Below are 20,178 nucleotides of genomic sequence, written 5' to 3'. Positions count from 1 at the left end.
AAAATTTAATGATATTTGTCATTTATTAGTCACTTTAAATCAATAGTTTTGTGTACAAAATTAAAAAGTAGATGAGTATAAACAAATGTTATCATTGTGGAGCTGATTGTGGTAAAAAACCTGTAGATTTTAATGAAAAACAATTTTGTTGTAATGGTTGTAAAACAGTTTATGAGATACTGAATGCTAGTGAATTAACTTGTTATTACGATTTAGAAACTTCACCGGGAACAATTCCTTCAGATATAAAAGGAAAATACAATTATTTAGAAAATGAAGAAATTTCTCAAAAGCTTATCGAATTTAATGATGGTAAAACTTCAGTAGTAGAATTTTATATCCCAAGCGTACATTGTAGTTCTTGTATTTGGGTTCTTGAAAATTTAAATAAATTAAATAAAGGCGTAACAACTTCTATGGTTAATTTTCCAAAAAAGCTGTTGCGCATTACTTTTAAAAATAATGATACCAGTTTAAAGCAACTAGTAGAGTTGATAACATCAATAGGCTATGAGCCATATATTAGTTTAGATGATGTTGATGGAAAAAACCATAAAGTTGATAAAACATTAATATACCAAGTAACAATAGCTGCATTTGCTTTTGGAAATATAATGTTGCTATCTTTTCCCGAATATTTTGAAGTTGACGAATTTTGGTTAGATAAATACAAGTATTTATTTAGAGGATTGATGTTTGTTATGGCATTGCCGGTAGTATTTTATTCAGCAAAAGATTATTTTATTTCAGCATACAAAGGGCTTAGTCATAAAATATTAAATATTGATGTTCCAATTGCTTTAGGAATTTCTGTTTTATTTATAAGAAGTTCAATTGAGATAATTTTAGATATTGGAACAGGTTTTTTTGATAGCCTAACCGGATTGATTTTCTTTTTATTATTGGGTAAATTTTTTCAACAAAAAACATATAATTATTTATCGTTTGAACGAGATTATAAATCGTACTTTCCAATTGCAGTTACAAAAATAGTAGATGGAATAGAAAAAAGTATTGAGGTTAAAGATATTCAAAAAGGAGATAGATTACTAATAAGAAACGAAGAACTAATACCTGTTGATGGAATTTTAATTAATGGAAATGCTTCTATAGATTATAGTTTTGTAACAGGTGAGTCTGTACCTGTTGATAAACAATCTGGCGATAAATTATTTGCAGGAGGAAAACAAACTGCCGGAGCAATTGAAATGGAAGTTTTAAGTACAATTTCTCAAAGTTATCTAACTCAGTTATGGAGTAACGATATTTTTAATGATAATGAAGATATTACTATTAAAAATATTACAGATTCCATTAGCAAATATTTCACAGTAGCTGTTTTAACAATTGCTTTTTTTGCAGGTATTTACTGGTATTTTTATAATTCAACCATGGCATTTAATGTTGTAACGGCAGTTCTAATAATAGCTTGTCCATGTGCTTTGGCTTTATCAGCACCATTTGCCATTGGAAATATGTTACGAATTTTTGGCTATAAAAAATTCTATTTAAAAAATGCTGAAACACTTGAGAATATTTCAAAAGTAAGTACTATTATTTTTGATAAAACGGGCACTATAACTTCAAGTAAAAAAACAGAATTAAAATACATAGGAGAAGAATTATCTTCAGAAGAAATAAAAACAGTAAAAAGCGTTTTAAGGGCTTCAAATCATCCGTTGAGCAGAACACTCTACGAAAATTTACAAGTTGAGGTATTAAATGAAAAACCTACATTTTTTGAAGAAATACTTGGGAAAGGAATTTCAGCAATTATTAATGGTGAAAAAATTGATTTAGGTTCTGCTAGTTTTATTGGAGTAGATTCTGGTAATATTTATGAAACTACTATCCATATTAAAATAAATAATAAAGTAAAAGGTTACTATCTTTTTAAAAATAGTTATAGAGAAGGAACAAAAAATGTTTTTGAAGAGCTTTCAAAAAAATATAATTTGGTTATTTTATCGGGTGATAATGAAGGAGAAAAGAGTTTTTTAGAAAAATTACTACCTAATAAAACACAATTTAGATTTAACCAAAAACCTGAAAGTAAACTAGAATTTATTAAGCAATTACAAGAAAAAGGAGAGAAGGTAATGATGATTGGAGATGGATTAAATGATGCCGGAGCATTGGCTCAAAGTAACGTTGGAATAGCTATTTCTGAAGATGTAAATGTATTTTCACCTGCTTGTGATGCTATACTTGATGCTAAACTTTTTAACAAATTACCAAAGTTTTTAACACTTTCTAACAAAACAGTATCAATAATAAAAGCAAGTTTTATTCTGTCATTTTTTTATAACGTTATTGGTATGTATTTTGCTTTGACAGGTCAATTAACTCCTGTTGTTGCCGCTATTCTAATGCCTTTAAGTTCAATTAGTACCGTTGTTTTTGTAACAATTCTCACAAATTGGATTTCAAAAAAAATATAAGTTAGCAAAAATATCATTATGTATTTTTTTATTTTTACATGATAATTATCATAGTTTTATGTAAAATAAAAAATATATTTTTGCCTCTAGAGCTATATGCTTTAAAATCTAGTAACTAAAAAATGGAAGTAGTTTATATCACAATAGGCGTTAGTGTTATTGTAGCCATATTTTTCTTCATTGTGTTTATTGTATCAGTTAAATCTGGTCAGTATGATGATACTTATACTCCTTCTGTTCGTATGTTGTTTGATGATGAATTGGTTACTGAAAAAAAGAAAACAAACAATAAATCTATAAAAACTAACAATTAATCAAACAAATATGGAAAAAGAACAGTTTTATTATGATAATAAAATCGTAAAAATGTTTCTTTGGGCTACAATTCTTTGGGGAGTTGTAGGGATGTTAGTAGGGCTTACCGTAGCACTACTTTTTATTTTCCCAGGGTTATTGGAATTCGCAGGATCTGATAATGCAATTTCATGGTTAAGCTTTGGCCGTTTACGTCCGTTACATACCAATGCAGTAATTTTTGCTTTTGTAGGTAATGGAATATTTTTAGGAACGTATTATTCAACTCAAAGATTACTTAAAACAAGAATGTTTAATGATGTTCTAAGTAGAATTCATTTTTGGGGATGGCAAGCTATAATAGTTTCAGCAGCAATTACATTACCACTTGGATTTACATCAACTAAAGAATATGCCGAATTGGAATGGCCAATTGATTTAGCAGTTGTTTTTGTATGGGTGATTTTTGGTATAAATTTAATAGGAACAATATTAAAAAGGAGACAACGCCATATTTATGTAGCAATTTGGTTTTATATTGCTACATTAGTTACTATAGCTGTTCTGTATATTTTCAATAATTTGGAAATGCCTGTAACGGGTTTTAAAAGTTATTCTGTATACTCAGGTGTACAAGATGCTTTAGTTCAATGGTGGTACGGGCATAATGCAGTAGCATTTTTCTTAACAACACCTATTTTAGGTTTAATGTATTATTTTGTTCCAAAAGTAGCTAACAGACCGGTTTATTCTTATAGACTTTCAATTGTTCACTTTTGGTCTTTAATATTCATATACATTTGGGCAGGACCACACCATTTATTATATACAGCCTTACCAGAATGGGCACAAAATTTAGGCACTGTATTCTCAGTAATGCTAATTTTCCCTTCATGGGGTGGTATGATTAATGGTTTACTTACATTGCGTGGTGCTTGGGATAAAGTTCGTGAAAATCCGGTTTTAAAATTCTTTGTAGTGGCAATTACCGGCTATGGTATGGCTACATTTGAAGGACCTATGTTATCATTTAAAAATTTAAATGCAATTGGGCATTATACTGATTGGATTGTAGGTCACGTACATATTGGTGCTTTAGCTTGGAACGGGTTTATGATAGCGGGTATTATCTATTGGTTAGCTGAAAAACTTTGGAAAACGCCTTTATATTCTAAAAAACTGGCAAATACACATTTTTGGTTAGGCACTTTAGGGATTTTATTTTATGCAATTCCTTTATATGTAGCAGGATTTACTCAAGCATTTATGTGGAAACAATTTAATCCTGATGGAACATTAGTTTATGGTAACTTTTTAGAAACTGTAACTCAAATTTTGCCTATGTATGCAATGCGTGCTATTGGTGGTACATTGTATTTAGCAGGGTTCATCTTATTAGCAGTAAATGTTATTAAAACTGCACAAGCCGGTTCAACTGTTGAAGATGAATTAGCTGAAGCAGCACCATTGAAGAAAATTACAGGTAGACGTATCGCTGGTGAAGGGCTACATACTTGGCTGGAAAGAAAAACCATTTTATTTACAGTATTAACAACTGTTGCGATTTTAATAGGAGGTTTGGTAGAAATAGTACCGCTAATTTTAGTAAAATCAAATGTAACAACAATTGAAAGTGTAAAACCATATACACCGTTAGAATTAGAAGGTAGAGATATTTATATACGTGAAGGATGTAACAACTGTCACTCACAAATGATCCGTCCTTTCCGTTCTGAAGTTGAGCGTTATGGAGAATATTCAAAAGCCGGTGAATTTGTGTACGATTTTCCTTTCTTATGGGGATCTCGTAGAACAGGACCGGATGTACATAGAATAGGAGGTAAGTATAATGACAATTGGCATTTTAATCACATGTCAGACCCTCGTTCAACTTCTCCGGGATCAATTATGCCTCGCTATTCATGGCTGCTTAAAAATGATTTAAACGCTTCTGATCTGGAAATTAAAATGGAAGCTTTAGCCGGTTTAGGAGTACCTTATACTTCAGAAGAAATTGCAGGAGCAAAACAAGAATTATTGGCACAGGCTAAAGAAATTGAAAATAACCTAAGACAAGATCCTGAATTTGTAAAAAATTATGGTAATAGTAATATGCAAAATAAAGAAATAGTTGCGTTAATTGCTTATTTACAAAGATTAGGAACTGATATAAAGGCAAATACTAATACAGCTTTAAAATAATTTATCATGTTAAAATTTATAAAACATAATTTAGAAGGTATTGACGGTGTAGAAATCTATCCTATCATTTCATTAGTACTTTTCTTTGTAGTATTTGTAACAATGTTTGTGTTTGTTTTAAGGTTACCTAAACAAAGAATTGAAGAAATAAGTCAATTGCCTCTTGATAACGATAACAATATTAAAGAAATTAGCCATGAATAAAAATTCAGAAAAGATATCAGGTTGGAAAAGATTTTTAAAATCTATGACCAAAGCCAAAGAAATTGAAAACGAAGAAGATATAATGCTTGATCATGATTATGATGGCATAAAAGAATTAGATAATGTTTTACCTCCATGGTGGTTAGCAGGTTTTTATATTACAATAGCAATTAGCATATTTTATTATACACAAGTATTTTTTAATTCAGAAAAATACAGTCAAGCTAAAGAATATGCTACAGAAGTAGCTGAAGGTAAAGCAGCTATTGAACAGTATAAAAAAGAGCATCCGGAATTATTTGATGATTCAAATATTGTTGCTTTGACTGATGATGAAAATATAGCTAAAGGTAAAGAGTTATTCAATACAAAAACTTGTACTGCTTGTCATTTAGCAGATTTAGGTGGAAGTATTGGACCAAACTTAACAGATAATACTTGGATAAATGGTGAAAATGGAGGGGTAAAAGATATTTATACTGTAATTACAAAAGGAGGAAGACCAGGTAAAGGAATGATAGCCTGGGAAAGTACAATAAGCAGAGAAGAGAGAATTCAATTAGCCAGTTATATTATTTCAATGCAAGGTTCTACACCTGCTAATCCAAAAGCACCTGAAGGTGATATAATTTGGCCTAAAGAATAATATTAAAAAATTAGCTTTTTTGAGAGCTATGTTTTTGATTTTTTTAGTTAGTAGTCAAACGAGTGAGGGTAAATAGTTGATATTTAATTTTTTAAATGATATTAACTTTTTCTCCTCATTCTTTTTTTATTTTAAGTAACTACTGAAATGCGTTTAACAACTTATATTTATTTTTAACTTTAAATTATGTGACTTTTGTATCGTATTTGTTGAGCAATTAACTATAAATTAGCAAAATAAAAAATAAAGAACAGCCTTTAAAGTAATATGGGACAACAAGACAAAGAAATTTTTAGAGATTCTATTGGAACTATAGATGAAAGTGGTAAAAGAAAGTTTATTTTTCCAAAAAAACCAAAAGGTATTTACTATAAATATAGAACAATTGTAAGTTGGTTTTTATTGGCTTTTCTAATTCTAGCTCCATTTATAAAAATAAAAGGAAATCAATTTTTGTTATTTAATGTAATAGAAAGAAAATTTCACATTTTTGGTTTTCCTTTTTGGCCTCAAGATTTTCATTTATTGGTAATTTCAATGCTTTTGAGTGTAGTTTTTGTGATACTTTTTACGGTAGTTTTTGGGAGAATATTTTGTGGTTGGGTGTGTCCTCAAACCATATTTATGGAAATGGTTTTTAGAAAGGTAGAGTATTTAATTGAAGGTGACAGAGCTAAACAAATAAAGTTAGATAAACAAGAATGGAATGCCGAAAAAATTAGAAAGAGATTGTTAAAATGGACAGTATTTTTTATCATTTCATTTATAATTGCAAACGTATTTTTAGCTTACTTAATTGGTTCCGATATTGTTTTACAATATATAACTGAAGGTCCTTTAAAGCATTTACAAACTTTAATTTATCTTTTAGCTTTTACAGGAGTATTCTATTTTATATTTGCTTGGTTTAGAGAACAAGTATGTATAATTGTTTGTCCGTATGGAAGATTACAAGGTGTATTACTCGATAATAAATCTATCAATGTAGCTTATGATTTTGTTAGAGGAGAAGGAGATAATGGCAGAAAAAAATTACGAAAAGGAGAAAATAGAGAAGAGCTAGGGCATGGAGATTGTATAGACTGTAAGCAATGTGTGCAAGTATGCCCAACAGGAATTGATATTAGAAATGGTACGCAATTAGAATGTATTAATTGTACAGCTTGTATAGATGCTTGTGATGAGGTAATGGACAAAACCGGTTTTGATAAAGGGTTGATACGTTATGCATCTGAAGATAATATTGAAAAGAAAGAGAAATTTAAATTTACGCCACGTTTGATTGCTTATTCAGTTATTTTAACCATTTTAGCAACAGTTTTAGTTGTAATGTTATTTTTGAGAAATGATGTGGAAGCAACTGTATTAAGGTTACCGGGACAAACATTTCAAACTACTGAAACTACAGTTAAAAATGTATATACATTTAAATTGATAAATAAAACTACTAATGATTTTAGTAATGTAGAACTTAAGTTGATCTCACATGCAGGAAATATACAAATGATGGGAGGGAATACAAGTATTAAAAAACAAGGATTACAAGAAGGTACTTTATTTATTGAGATAAATAAAAAAGATTTAAATTCGTCTAAAGAAAAAGTTAAAATTGGTGTTTATTCGAATGAAAAATTAATCGAAACAACATCAACCAATTTTACAGGACCTATAAAAATAAATTAGATGAAATTTAAAATAAGTTGGCCAACAGGAATCATAGTATCAATTGTTGCTTTTATAATATTTATACTGTCTTTTGTTTATAGAGTAACTTTTATGCCCGAGTACGATCATCATTTGGTATCGGAAGAATATTATAAAGACGAGTTAAACTATCAGCAAGAAATTAATAAACTTAATAAAGCTGCAGAATTGAAAGAAAACATTAGTTTAAAAAAAGTTGATGAGGGGTTGTTAATTGTTTTTCCGTCCGAATTTGATGCTTCGACAATTAAAGGAACTATTTTTTTTCAAAGAATGTCAAATGATAAAATAGATTTTAAATTTCCAATTGATCTGCAAAAAAACGAGTTTTTAATTAAAGATGAAAATTTAGTGTCTGGAAGATGGGATGTAAAAATTGATTGGACTGCAAATAACACTTCGTATCTTTACAAAGAAAAATTAACGTATTAGTTGTTATAATTATGCTTTGGACAGCATTAGTTTTGGGATTGGCTGGAAGTTTTCATTGTTTTGGTATGTGTGGACCAATAGCATTTGTATTACCTGTTGACAGGTCAACCAAAGCCAGATCGTTATTTCAAATTTTTTTATATCATTTAGGAAGATTGATAAGCTATTCGCTTATCGGTTTGTTGTTTGGATTTATAGGGAAAGGACTTTATTTGGCTGGTTTTCAGCAACGTTTATCCATTTTGATGGGATTTGTTATGATCCTTTTAGTCATAATCCCGGTATCAATTTTTAATAAATACAATTTTTCAAAACCACTGTACAAATTAATTTCAAAGGTTAAAACAAAATTAGGTTTTTACTTAACTAAAAGGTCAAACAAAGCATTATTTTCAATTGGTTTTTTTAACGGATTTTTACCTTGTGGTTTGGTTTATATGGCATTAATAGGCTCAATATCAACAGGAAGTGCTTCCCTTGGAGCTTTATATATGGCTTTATTTGGGTTAGGAACTGTTCCAATGATGAGTGCAGCAGTTGTTTTAGGAAATTTTGTAAATTTATCTTTTCGCACAAGAATTCAAAAAATAATACCTGTTTTTGTGGTTATAATAGGATTATTATTTATTTTGCGAGGATTAGGTTTAGGAATTCCTTATATTTCGCCATCCGATGCAAAATTACAAATATCGAATAATCCTACTAATTGTATAACAGTTGAAAAGAACGATTAATTATGGAAGAAACTCCAAAATTAACTGCTGAAGACTTTGAAAAAGCATCTTCAAATGAAGAACTTTTGCAAATTATTAAGCAGAAAAATATTAATATAGATAAAGTTAAAAAGCGCTTATTTTACGATGAAGAGCTAAGAAAATTACAAATTGAACTTGTAAAACTACAGCAATGGATTTCAAAAAATAAAAAGCGCGTAATCATAATTTTTGAAGGAAGAGATGCCGCCGGTAAAGGAGGTAATATCAGAAGGTTTACAGAGCATTTAAACCCTCGATCAATGCGTTTAGTAGCATTAACTAAGCCTACTGAAGTTGAACGTGGCCAATGGTATTTTAGACGTTATATTAGAAAATTACCCAACCCTGGAGAAATTGTTTTTTTTGATAGAAGTTGGTACAATAGGGCAGTTGTTGAACCTGTTATGGGATTTTGTAATGATGTTCAATATGAACAATTTATGGTTCAAGTATCCGAATTTGAACACATGTTGTATGAAGATGGAGCTGTTTTAATTAAATTTTGGTTTTCAATTTCTAAATCAGAGCAATTAGCACGATTTAATTCAAGATTGGCAACGCCATTAAAGCGCTGGAAGTTTAGCCCTGTTGATAAAAGAGGTCAGGAATTATGGGATGCATATTCGCATTATAAAGAACAAATGTTCAGTAGAACACATACCAGTTACAGCCCTTGGATTACAGTAAAAGCTAACGATAAAAAAATGGCTCGTTTAGAGTGTATAAGGTATGTTTTATCTCAATTTGATTATGATGGAAAAAAAGAATCATTAACTACATTATTCCCTGATCCAAATATTATAACAAGGTATTATCGTTCATCTAACCAAATTGATTAATTATGGAGAAATTTAAGTTAACTCAAGCAGATGTCGATTTACTAAACACAAATAAAGGTTTAACAGCAATTTTGTCAAAAGAACCTTATAATTTAGAAAAAGCTTTAAGATACGTAAAGTATGAAAAACGGTTAAAAAAATTACAAGTTGAATTGGTTAGACTTCAATCTTGGGCTATAGAAGAAAAAGAAAAAGTTATCATAATTTTTGAAGGCAGAGATGCTGCAGGTAAAGGTGGTGCTATAAGAAGAATAACCGAACGAATAAATCCACGACATTATAGAATTGTAGCTTTGCCAAAACCTACAGTTGATGAGCAAACGCAATGGTATTTTCAGCGTTATGTAAATCAGTTTCCTAAAGCAGGGGAAATTGTTTTTTTTGATAGGAGTTGGTATAACAGATCTGTTGTTGAACCTGTTATGGGGTTTTGTACTCAAGAAGAATATGAGGTTTTTATGAACCAGATCAATAATTTTGAACGTATGATTACCGAATCAGGAATACGATTGGTTAAAATTTATATGTCAATTTCAAAAAGAGAACAACAAAAGCGTTTTGAGGAAATAAAAAAGAATCCTCTTAAACAATGGAAAATGACTCCTGTTGATGAAAGAGCTCAAGAATTATGGGATGTTTATACGGAGTATAAAAATAAAATGTTTGAAAAAACAAAAGATGGACCTGTACCATGGAAAATTATAAAAGCCAACAGAAAAACCTATGCAAGAGTGGCTGTTATAAATCATATTTTAAAAAGTATTCCTTACGATAAAAATAAGGAAGTTTAATAAAAAAGGCTCAATTTAAATTGAGCCTTTTTTATTTTAACTATCTTCGGTTAAAACCCAATCTCCTTTTTGAATAAGCGGAATGGCTTGTTTATATTTTAAAGATTTATTTTCTCCAGTCATTACATTTTTAATTGTTACATGCTCATTTCTACCGATTTTACGTTCAGTACGTACAATAGTCTCAATAACTTGTGGTTGCTGGGTTTGATTTGTCTGAGTACCTTCTGTTGGACTATGATATTCTTCTTTACTTAGTTGAACTTTTTCACGTTTTTGTTCTCTTGCTTGCGAAACTTGTTTAGCATCTTGAGAAGGTAATTCACCTTTAAATAAGAAAGATAAAACTTCTTTATTTACTTTGTCAAGCATAGAATTAAACAATTCAAAAGATTCAAATTTGTAAATTAATAACGGATCTTTTTGCTCATAAGTAGCATTTTGAACAGATTGTTTTAATTCGTCCATTTGACGTAAATGATCTTTCCAAGTATCATCAATAATTGCTAAAGTAATATTTTTTTCAAAATCTGTTACAAGTTCTTTTCCTTCAGATTCGTAAGCTTCTTTTAAGTTTGTTATAACTTTTAACTCTTTTGTGCCATCGGTAAAAGGAACAACAATTCGTTCGTATTTATCACCTTGGTTTTCATAAACATCTTTTATTACCGGATATGCTGCTTTTGCGCTTCGTTCTAATTTTTCTTTATAATGCTTGTAAACAACATCAAAAAGCTGATCGGTTAGTTCTTGTTCAGAAAGAGATTTAAATTCTTCTTCATTAAAAGGAGAACTTGTTGATGAAAAGCGAATTAGTTCAAATTCAAAGTTATTATAATCATTTGTAATTTTATTTTCTCTTATTAATGAATTACAAGTATCATAAACCATATTTACAATGTCTACTTGTAAACGCTCACCATATAACGCATGTCTTCTACGTTTGTAAACAACTTCACGTTGAGAGTTCATAACATCATCATATTCTAATAAACGTTTACGTACACCAAAGTTGTTTTCTTCTACTTTGCGTTGTGCTCTTTCAATAGATTTTGTAATCATAGAATGTTGAATAACTTCACCTTCTTGTAAGCCCATTCTGTCCATCATTTTGGCAATTCTTTCAGAACCAAATAAACGCATTAAATTATCTTCTAATGATACATAGAATTGTGAAGAACCTGGATCTCCTTGACGTCCTGCACGTCCACGTAACTGACGGTCTACACGTCTTGAATCGTGTCGTTCAGTACCAATAATGGCCAAACCTCCTGCTTTTTTAACCTCATCAGATAATTTAATATCAGTACCACGACCAGCCATGTTTGTTGCAATGGTAACTATACCGGCATGTCCTGCTTCAGCAACAATATCGGCTTCTTTTTTATGTAATTTAGCATTTAACACATTGTGTTTAATTTTTCTGATGCCAAGCATTCTGCTTAATAATTCAGAAATTTCTACAGATGTTGTACCTACTAAAACAGGGCGACCTTGATTTACTAACGCATCAATTTCTTCAATAACGGCATTGTATTTTTCACGTTTGGTTTTAAAAACTAAATCTTGCCTGTCATCTCGTATTAATGGTTTGTTTGTAGGAATTTCAACAACATCTAATTTATAAATATCCCAAAACTCACCAGCTTCAGTAATAGCAGTACCAGTCATACCGGATAGTTTTCGATACATTCTGAAATAATTTTGAAGGGTAACTGTTGCGTAAGTTTGTGTAGCATCTTCAATTTTTACATTTTCTTTCGCCTCAATTGCTTGATGTAAACCATCTGAATAACGACGCCCTTCCATAATACGTCCGGTTTGTTCATCAACTATTTTCACTTTATCATCCATTATCACATATTCAATATCTTTTTCAAATAATGTATATGCTTTTAACAGTTGATTCATTGTGTGAATTCGTTCGCTTTTAATACTGAATTCACGATATAGTTCTTCTTTTTTATTTGCTATTTCTTCCGGAGATTCAAATTCTTTTTCAATTTGTCCAATTTCAGTACTTAAATCTGGTAGAATAAAGAAATTTTCGTCGCCACCATCACCGGATAAAAATGTAATTCCTTTATCGGTTAACTCAATAGAGTTATTCTTTTCGTCGATAACAAAATATAATTCTTCATCAATTTTTGGCATTTCACGGTTGTTGTCTTGCATGTAATAATTCTCCGTTTTTTGCAAAATCTGTTTAACGCCTTCCTGACTTAAGTATTTGATTAAAGCTTTACTTTTAGGCAATCCTCTAAAAACACGAAGTAATAAAAAACCTCCTTCTTTAGTGTCACCTTCACTTATCAATTTTTTTGCTTCAGCCAATACTCCGGTAAGGTAATTACGTTGAATTGAAACTATTTTATCTACACTTGGCTTCAATTCGTTAAATTCATGGCGATCTGCATTTGCTGTTGCTCCTGATATAATTAACGGTGTACGAGCATCATCAATTAAAACCGAGTCAACCTCATCAACTATGGCATAGTTGTGAGGGCGTTGTACTAAATCGTTTGGAGAGTGCGCCATATTATCGCGTAAATAATCAAACCCAAATTCGTTGTTAGTACCATAAGTGATATCAGCATTATAGGCTTTTCTACGTGCATCGGAATTTGGTTGGTGGTGATCGATGCAATCAATACTTAGTCCATGAAATTCAAAAATTGGTCCCATCCAGGCAGCATCACGTTTTGCCAAATAATCGTTAACTGTTACAACATGAACTCCTTTTCCTGTAAGTGCATTTAAATAAACCGGTAATGTAGAAACCAATGTTTTACCTTCACCAGTCATCATTTCTGCTATTTTACCTTGATGTAATACAGCACCACCAATCAGCTGAACATCGTAATGAATCATATCCCAAGTAACTTCTTTTCCTTGTGCATCCCAAGTATTTGCCCAAATAGCTTTTTCATTATCTAAAGAAATGTTTTCTCTTATTGCTGACAGTTCACGATCGAATGGGGTTGCAGTTACAGTAATAGTTTCATTTTCGGTAAAACGTTTGGCGGTTTCTTTAATTACAGCAAATGCTTCAGGCATTATTTCAAGTAATTTTTTTTCTGAAACTTCATAAGATTCATCCTCTAAATTGTCTATTTCAGCATATATTTCTTCTTTTCTATCAATATTAGCTTCATGTGCTTCTTCTTCTAGTTCTTTAATTTTACTAGTAAATTCACTTGTGGCTTCAGCTATTTGTTGTTTAAAATAATTGGTTTTATCTCTTAATTGATCATTTGTAAGATTAGCTATTTCTTTCTCGAAAGTAGTTACTTTTGTAACAATTGGTTGTAGTAGTTTTAAGTCTTTTTTCTTTTTATCTCCAACAAATGCCTTCAAAACTGTATTTAGAATACTCATATTTTATGATATCAAATTTTTAAAATTTATCTATTTTTATAGTGTAATTAATATCGCTATTTATAGTTAGCGAATTTAAAATATTTTTAAGTTTAATTGTCTTAAATTATATTTAAAATTGTTTTTAAAGCAAAAAAAAAGCCTCAATCGAGACTTTTTTTATTTTTATACGTTTATTTAATATTCATCCTCATTCCAAAGATAATCTTCTTCAGAAGGGTAGTCTGGCCATATTTCTAGAATTGACTCAAAATTTTCATCTTCATCTTCAATTTCTTGAAGATTTTCCACAACTTCTAAAGGAGCTCCTGTTCTAATAGCATAATCAATTAACTCATCCTTTGTTGCTGGCCAAGGTGCATCTGCTAAATATGATGCTAATTCTAATGTCCAATACATATACTTTCTTGTATTAAATTTTTTGCAAAAATAATTTTTTTACTCAAAAAGTCAAGTTTTTTATTGTTTTTTTTCATATTTAAAAAGAACTTTTTAAAACTTCTCAGGAATCCACTTAATTTCTTGAGCTTTTTTATCTATTGTCAATTTTCGTGCCAGTACAAAAAGGTAGTCAGAAAGTCTATTTAAATAGACTAAAATTAGGTTGTCAATTGTACTTTCATCACTTAAATGTGTGGTAATTCGTTCGGAACGACGGCAAACACATCGAGCTATGTGACAAAATGACACTAAAGTGTGTCCGCCGGGCAAAATAAAGTGAGTCATTTCAGGTAAACTTTCGTTCATTTTATCAATTTCATTTTCTAATAGTGTAACAGATTGATTGTTTATTTTTTGGATATTCAATCGTTCTTTACCGCTTTTAAGAATTTCTTTTTCGGGAGGTGTAGCCAACATTGAACCAATTGTAAATAACTCATTTTGAATTTTTAGGAGTATTTTGGAAGTGTTACTGTCAATTTCTTGATCTTTAATTAAACCAATATATGAGTTTAATTCATCAATGGTACCATATGCTTCAATGCGTAAATGATATTTTGGAACTCTTGTGCCTCCAAAAAGTGAAGTTTGTCCTTTATCACCTGTTTTAGTATATATTTTCATAAGTTTAAAGTAGCTATATTTTGTGCTAATTTACTAGTTAAATTCGTATTGTAAAATGTTGTTTGGCTTGTTCTTTTCTAAAAAAAACAAATCCCCAAAAAAATATATCAATGGTAATCGTTACTTTAGGATGGTTTTTTATCTCTTTCCAAGCTAGTTGCATTTCTTTTGACCAATTAATATCATCAAAAATAAAAACGGAATCATTATGTATGGTACTTAAACATTGTCTAAAATATTTTAAGGTTGCATCTTTGGTATGATTTCCATCAAAATAAATTAAATCGAATTGCTTATTATTGATAGTTAAAGGGATAGTGTTGTTAAAATTACCAGTAACCAGTTTAATAGTATTGAAATTATTTGCTTTAAAAAGTTCTTGAGCAATACTGGCAGTATTTTCACAGCCTTCTAAAGAAATAATTTGAGCATTTGGATTTCCAATACTTAAAGCAGAAGTACCCAAACCTACAGAAGTCCCAATTTCTAAAATAGTTTGTGGCTTAAAATACTCAATTACTCGTATTAATAATAATGCTCGTTTTGTACTTATTCCTGCAATTTTAGCTATATCCGATACCTTTCTGTTATTACTTTTAAAAGTTTTAGAGCCATTACCAAAATCTGTAACAGTTATGATTTTTTTGTTACTATTTAGCCATTGTTTAATAGTAATGAATGAATTAATTTTGGACTTATTAGTTTTAGTATAAAAGCATTTTGTTACTAAATTATATACAAAAGGAGAATGTACACCATGTTGATTAGTAGATGTTTTTAAAAACCTAAAAAAGGATGTAATTTTAAACCACATAAATGCTTATTTTAATGCGAAAATACTAGAAAAATTATTTTAATAAGCTATTAAAAATTATATTTGTCTTGCTCTCAATTAATTTATATGAAGAAACTTTTTTTTTACATTCTATTTTTAAGCATTTTATCATCGTGTGTGACAAGTAAGCAAATGACTTATTTTCAAGGTGAACCTATAAGTAAATCTGACATTTATAAATTGAATAATGAGCCTTACCGATTACAAGTAAATGATATTTTATATATTGATATTAAGGCAAGTAATCCTGAAATTGTGTCAATGTTTAAAAGTGGAGGTGAAACATCAAGTGGTAATTTATATTTTTCTGGTTATACGGTTGACAGACACGGTAATATTAGAATACCATATATAGGCGATTTAAATGTTTTAGGGTACACTGAAAATGAAGTTAGAAAAAAAATTGAAAGTGAATTAACCAAGTTTTTTAAAAATCCTGAGTTAATTTTTGTTACAGCTAAATTAGGAGGAATACAGTTTATCGTTACCGGTGAAGTAGGTTCTCCGGGAACCATTAATTTATCGCAAAATCAGGTTTCGATAATCGATGCAATTGCTAATGCAGGAGAAATTACCCCACTTGGAAATAGGTCGGATGTAACAATTATAAGAAATTCTTTAGATGGTGTTAAAAAATATAAACTCGATTTAACAAATATAGATGTTTTTAATTCAGAGAATTTTTATGTTCAACCAAATGATATTATTTATGTTTCGCCATTAAAACAAAAATCTTGGGGAACAGGTACTACAGGACTGCAAACATTTTCAACTATAGTAACAATTTTATCTTTTGTTGTTAGTTCTGTATTATTAGTTAAAAATTTATAAATTAGAATGGATAATAGATTTAAACTAGATATAAATACTAGTGAACAAATTTCTGACATTAAAGATTATTTATTTCGTATAATTTCGAATTGGAAATGGTTTTTGTTAACCATTCCAATTGCTTTAGCAATTGCATATTATAAAAATATTTCTTCTCAAAAAGTATATGGATTATCTACCACAATAGAGGTAAAAGAAAAGAATAATCCGTTATTTTCATCTGGTACAAACATAGCTTTTAACTGGGGAGGTGTAAGTGATAAAGTAGAGTCTATAAGAAAAACATTAACATCTCGTACTCATAATGAAAAAGTTATTAAAGAGCTTGAGTTTTATATAGAATATTATAAACAAGGACGCTTTAGAATGGAAGATGTTTATGGTAAAACACCTTTTAAAATAAAATTACAACCTAATCAATATCAGCTAATCAATTCGCTTATTAAAATTGATTTTATTGACAACGAAAGCTATAAATTAACTGTTGAATTTAATCCTGAGAGTACTTATCAGCTTATCAATTATAAAGATGAATCAGAAAAGAAATATAAAACAGATAATTTTACTTTTTCTCAAATATTTTTGATTGATGAATATATAAATTTACCTTTTTTAAAAGCTCAAATTGTTTTAATAAATGATTCTAATGTTTTAAAAGATCAATCTTATTTTGTTGAATTAAAATCCATTACCCAAGTAACAGGGAAATATAGAAATGTTAGAGCCCAAGGATTACAAGGAACATCACTTGTAGAAATATCTTCAACAGGTGAAAATAAAAAAAGGCTGGTAGATTATTTAAATAAAACCGTTGAAGTATTGGCAAAAGATGAGTTAGATCAAAAAACAAACTATGCTTATAGTACAAAAGAATTTATTGATGAACAATTTAAAAATACATCGGATAGTTTAAAAATAATTGAAGATAATATAGGTAAGTTTAAGCAAGAAAATGCTATTTACAATTTATCGGCACAAGGAGGTGAAATTTTTTCACAAACAACAGGTTTAGATCAAATTCAAAAACAACTTACCGATAGAATTGAATATTTTGATAATTTAGAAAGTTATATTAAAACACATTCTGATTACTCCAAAATACCGGCTCCGGCTATTATTAATATTGAAGATGAAGCTATTTCTAGCATGGTAGGTGAATTAACACGCCTTTCAATCGAAAAGGAAAGGTTATCTAAAGAAGTTACAGCTAGTCATCCATCATTAAAACTTAAAAGCCAAGAAATTGAAACAACTCGAAACGTTCTTTTAGAAAATTTATCATCATTAAAGCAAGCAACAGTAGTAAGTTTAAATAATAGTAAAAAAAGGTTAAGCAGTTATAATTATCAGCTTAATAAACTTCCTACTAAAGAGCAAAAACTTATAAATTTTGAAAGAAAATATAGTTTAATAGAATCTAACTTTGTGTGGTTAATGCAAAAGCGGTATGAGGCTGATATTGCAATTGCAGCTAGTGTTTCTGATATTTCAGTATTAGATACTGCTAAAGATACTGGGCAAGGTTCAATTTTACCAAGAACTTCTTTTAATTATATGGTAGCGTTATTACTGGGAATTATTTTGCCGTTATTTGTAATTATTGCTAAAGAAGTTTTAGATAATAAAATTTATACACCAGAAGAAATTGAACGAATATCTCCAATTCCACTTTTAGGAGTTATAGGAAAAAATACATATGATACTAATTTAGCTGTTTTTACAAAACCAAAATCAAGTTTAGCGGAATCATTTAGGTCATTACGTTCAAACATTCAATTTTTGTTTGGAAGAAATGTAAAAGAAAAATCAAAAACAATAGTTGTAACATCTTCTGTTAGTGGTGAAGGTAAAACGTTTGTTTCCATAAATATGGCTACGGTTTTTGCTTTAGGTGGTAAAAAAACAATTTTGGTAGGGCTAGATTTGCGGAAACCTAAAATATTTGACGATTTTGAAATTTCAAATAAAACAGGGATTGTTAACTATTTAATTTCAGAAGCAACTAAAGAAGAAATTATCCAAAAAACAAAAGTACCTAATTTAGATGTTATTACCTCAGGTCCTGTACCTCCTAATCCTTCAGAATTAATTATCAGTCCTTCAACTGAAGAATTGATTAAAAGCTTAAAAGAAGATTATGAATATATAATTTTAGATACTCCTCCAATAGGTTTAGTTAGTGATGCTATTGAAGTGATTAAGTATGCAGATACAACAATGTATGTAATAAGACAAGGTTATTCGTATAAAGGAATGCTTAAAATGATTAACGAGAAGTATTTAAAAGAAGAAATAGCTAATATTAGTATAGTTTTTAACGACTTTAAAATAAAATCTAAATATGGCTATGGGTATGGCTACGGATATAGTTATGGCTATGGTAAATATGGACACACTTATAGTGAGGATGAGAAAAAGTCTTTTTTTAAGAAATTATTAAAACTGATAAAAAAATAAATTATATTTCTTTTCCTTCAATAAAAACTTTATCAATTTGATGATTTCCAAACGAATATGGAATAAATCCAAAACTCGGGATTTCTTTTGTAATTATAAAATTGGCTTTTTTACCGATACAAATACTACCGTGAGTTTTTTCTAATCCCATGGCATAAGCACCATTTATGGTGGCAGCATTAATAGCTTCTTCCGGAGTCATTTTCATTTTAATAGAAGCTGTTGAAATTACAAAATTCATATTTCCTGATGGAGTAGAACCAGGGTTATAATCTGTTGCTAAAGCTAAGGGCAATCCGGCATCTATAATTTTTCTTGCAGGTGTGTAAGGAATGCTCAAAAAGTAAGAACATGAAGGTAGTGCAACAGGCATTGTCTTTGTGTTTTTTAATTCCTTAATATCTTCATCTCTCATAATTTCTAAATGATCTACAGAAAGCGCATTGTAATTTACACCAACTTGAACACCTCCAATAGCAGTAAATTGATTTACATGAATTTTTGGAATTAAACCGTATTTTTTTCCTGCTTTTAACAACCTTTCTGTGTCCTGAACTGAAAAATATCCAGTTTCACAAAAAACATCAATAAATTCAGCTAAATTTTCATTTGCAACTATTGGTAGAATTTCATTAATAACATAATCTATATACGCTTTTTTGTTTTTTTTGAACTCAGAAGGTAGTGCATGTGCGGCTAAAAATGTTGCTTTAATGGTAATAGGATAATTTTCATTTAGTTTTTTAATTATTCTAAGCATTTTAAGCTCAGCATCTTTGGTTAAACCGTAACCCGATTTTATTTCAACAGCACCTGTTCCTAATTTCATTATTTCTTCAATCCGTTTTGCAGATTGTAGATATAAATCTTCTTCACTTGTATTTTGCAATGTTTTAGCCGAATTTAATATTCCACCACCATTGTTAGCTATCTCTTCATAGGTTAAACCGTTAATTCTGTCAACAAACTCCCGCTCTCTATTACCTGCATAAACAATATGCGTATGGCTGTCGCACCAAGTAGGTAGCACAATTCTATCTTTTGCATCAACATAATTATCAACTTCAAATTTTGAAATACTTTTCATGCTTCCAAAATCTTTAATCAAATCATCTTCAATTAATAAAAAGGCATTTTTAATTGTAGGTAAAATTTTCATTTCTTTACCACAAACCATTTCTTTTGAAATGCTTCCAACTTGTAATAATTCCTTTATATTGGTAATTAAAGTAGTCATATTTTATATAAAATTATAAGTTCAAATATACACATAATTTAAAAAGGATTAATTAGGCTTATTTTAT

At 29.5% G+C, this 20,178-nt stretch carries 17 protein-coding genes; 12 read left to right on the top strand and 5 right to left on the bottom strand.

Annotated features, from left to right (window positions below; translation table 11 throughout):
- The first annotated feature begins 71 nt into the window (after positions 1 to 71).
- The 10 genes from HGB55_RS07015 to ppk2 (HGB55_RS06970) all read left to right on the top strand — a co-directional run bounded on the left by HGB55_RS07015 (position 72) and on the right by ppk2 (HGB55_RS06970) (position 10,308).
- Positions 72 to 2,441 carry a heavy metal translocating P-type ATPase metal-binding domain-containing protein gene (locus HGB55_RS07015; protein ID WP_168816002.1) on the top strand — a complete coding sequence of 790 codons (2,370 nt, stop codon included), beginning with the start codon at positions 72 to 74 and terminating at the stop codon, positions 2,439 to 2,441.
- 122 nt (positions 2,442 to 2,563) lie between these two features.
- A complete protein-coding gene (gene ccoS / locus HGB55_RS07010) occupies positions 2,564 to 2,755 on the top strand; it encodes a cbb3-type cytochrome oxidase assembly protein CcoS (protein WP_168816000.1) in 192 nt (63 codons plus the stop codon).
- A gap of 10 nt (positions 2,756 to 2,765) precedes the next feature.
- On the top strand, positions 2,766 to 4,937 hold the full coding sequence (gene ccoN, locus HGB55_RS07005) for a cytochrome-c oxidase, cbb3-type subunit I (RefSeq protein ID WP_168815998.1): 2,172 nt from the start codon (positions 2,766 to 2,768) through the stop codon (positions 4,935 to 4,937).
- 6 nt (positions 4,938 to 4,943) lie between these two features.
- On the top strand, positions 4,944 to 5,141 hold the full coding sequence (locus HGB55_RS07000; RefSeq protein ID WP_168815996.1) for a CcoQ/FixQ family Cbb3-type cytochrome c oxidase assembly chaperone: 198 nt from the start codon (positions 4,944 to 4,946) through the stop codon (positions 5,139 to 5,141).
- Positions 5,134 to 5,787: a cbb3-type cytochrome c oxidase N-terminal domain-containing protein gene (locus HGB55_RS06995; protein ID WP_168815994.1), complete on the top strand. Its 654-nt coding sequence runs from the start codon at positions 5,134 to 5,136 to the stop codon at positions 5,785 to 5,787. The genes HGB55_RS07000 and HGB55_RS06995 overlap by 8 nt, the downstream gene beginning before the upstream one ends.
- Positions 5,788 to 6,054: 267 nt before the next feature.
- The gene (gene ccoG, locus HGB55_RS06990; protein WP_168815992.1) at positions 6,055 to 7,470 is read left to right on the top strand and encodes a cytochrome c oxidase accessory protein CcoG; all 1,416 of its coding nucleotides are present in this window, start codon (positions 6,055 to 6,057) and stop codon (positions 7,468 to 7,470) included.
- Positions 7,471 to 7,923 carry a FixH family protein gene (locus tag HGB55_RS06985; protein WP_168815990.1) on the top strand — a complete coding sequence of 151 codons (453 nt, stop codon included), beginning with the start codon at positions 7,471 to 7,473 and terminating at the stop codon, positions 7,921 to 7,923.
- A gap of 11 nt (positions 7,924 to 7,934) precedes the next feature.
- On the top strand, positions 7,935 to 8,657 hold the full coding sequence (locus tag HGB55_RS06980; protein WP_168815988.1) for a sulfite exporter TauE/SafE family protein: 723 nt from the start codon (positions 7,935 to 7,937) through the stop codon (positions 8,655 to 8,657).
- 2 nt (positions 8,658 to 8,659) lie between these two features.
- Entirely contained in the window at positions 8,660 to 9,517 is an 858-nt protein-coding gene (gene ppk2 / locus HGB55_RS06975) for a polyphosphate kinase 2 (protein ID WP_168815986.1), read from the top strand.
- Between the two features lie 2 nt (positions 9,518 to 9,519).
- Positions 9,520 to 10,308, top strand: a complete 789-nt coding sequence (ppk2, locus tag HGB55_RS06970) for a polyphosphate kinase 2 (RefSeq protein WP_168815984.1) — start codon at positions 9,520 to 9,522, stop codon at positions 10,306 to 10,308.
- 36 nt (positions 10,309 to 10,344) lie between these two features.
- Here the strand turns inward: ppk2 (HGB55_RS06970) and secA are convergent, their stop codons facing one another.
- The 4 genes from secA to HGB55_RS06950 all read right to left on the bottom strand — a co-directional run bounded on the left by secA (position 10,345) and on the right by HGB55_RS06950 (position 15,565).
- Complete coding sequence (secA, locus tag HGB55_RS06965) at positions 10,345 to 13,686, bottom strand: preprotein translocase subunit SecA (RefSeq protein WP_168815982.1); 3,342 nt, start codon at positions 13,684 to 13,686, stop codon at positions 10,345 to 10,347.
- 177 nt (positions 13,687 to 13,863) lie between these two features.
- Positions 13,864 to 14,085: a DUF2795 domain-containing protein gene (locus HGB55_RS06960; RefSeq protein WP_168815980.1), complete on the bottom strand. Its 222-nt coding sequence runs from the start codon at positions 14,083 to 14,085 to the stop codon at positions 13,864 to 13,866.
- A gap of 93 nt (positions 14,086 to 14,178) precedes the next feature.
- Positions 14,179 to 14,751 carry a cob(I)yrinic acid a,c-diamide adenosyltransferase gene (locus HGB55_RS06955; protein WP_168815978.1) on the bottom strand — a complete coding sequence of 191 codons (573 nt, stop codon included), beginning with the start codon at positions 14,749 to 14,751 and terminating at the stop codon, positions 14,179 to 14,181.
- A gap of 37 nt (positions 14,752 to 14,788) precedes the next feature.
- Positions 14,789 to 15,565: an O-methyltransferase gene (locus HGB55_RS06950; protein WP_168815976.1), complete on the bottom strand. Its 777-nt coding sequence runs from the start codon at positions 15,563 to 15,565 to the stop codon at positions 14,789 to 14,791.
- An 87-nt stretch (positions 15,566 to 15,652) separates the two neighbouring features.
- Between HGB55_RS06950 and HGB55_RS06945 the strand changes: the two genes are divergently transcribed.
- Positions 15,653 to 16,417 carry a polysaccharide biosynthesis/export family protein gene (locus HGB55_RS06945; protein WP_168815974.1) on the top strand — a complete coding sequence of 255 codons (765 nt, stop codon included), beginning with the start codon at positions 15,653 to 15,655 and terminating at the stop codon, positions 16,415 to 16,417.
- A gap of 6 nt (positions 16,418 to 16,423) precedes the next feature.
- Positions 16,424 to 18,874, top strand: a complete 2,451-nt coding sequence (locus tag HGB55_RS06940; RefSeq protein ID WP_168815972.1) for a polysaccharide biosynthesis tyrosine autokinase — start codon at positions 16,424 to 16,426, stop codon at positions 18,872 to 18,874.
- A 1-nt stretch (position 18,875) separates the two neighbouring features.
- On the opposite strand, the gene hutI is transcribed toward HGB55_RS06940, so the two are convergent.
- A complete protein-coding gene (gene hutI, locus HGB55_RS06935) occupies positions 18,876 to 20,111 on the bottom strand; it encodes an imidazolonepropionase (RefSeq protein WP_168815970.1) in 1,236 nt (411 codons plus the stop codon).
- Positions 20,112 to 20,178 lie beyond the last annotated feature (67 nt).

Source organism: Lutibacter sp. B1, from assembly GCF_012524075.1.
In the GTDB taxonomy this organism is placed as follows: Bacteria; Bacteroidota; Bacteroidia; order Flavobacteriales; family Flavobacteriaceae; genus Lutibacter.
This window is presented reverse-complemented; position numbering and strand designations above follow the sequence as displayed.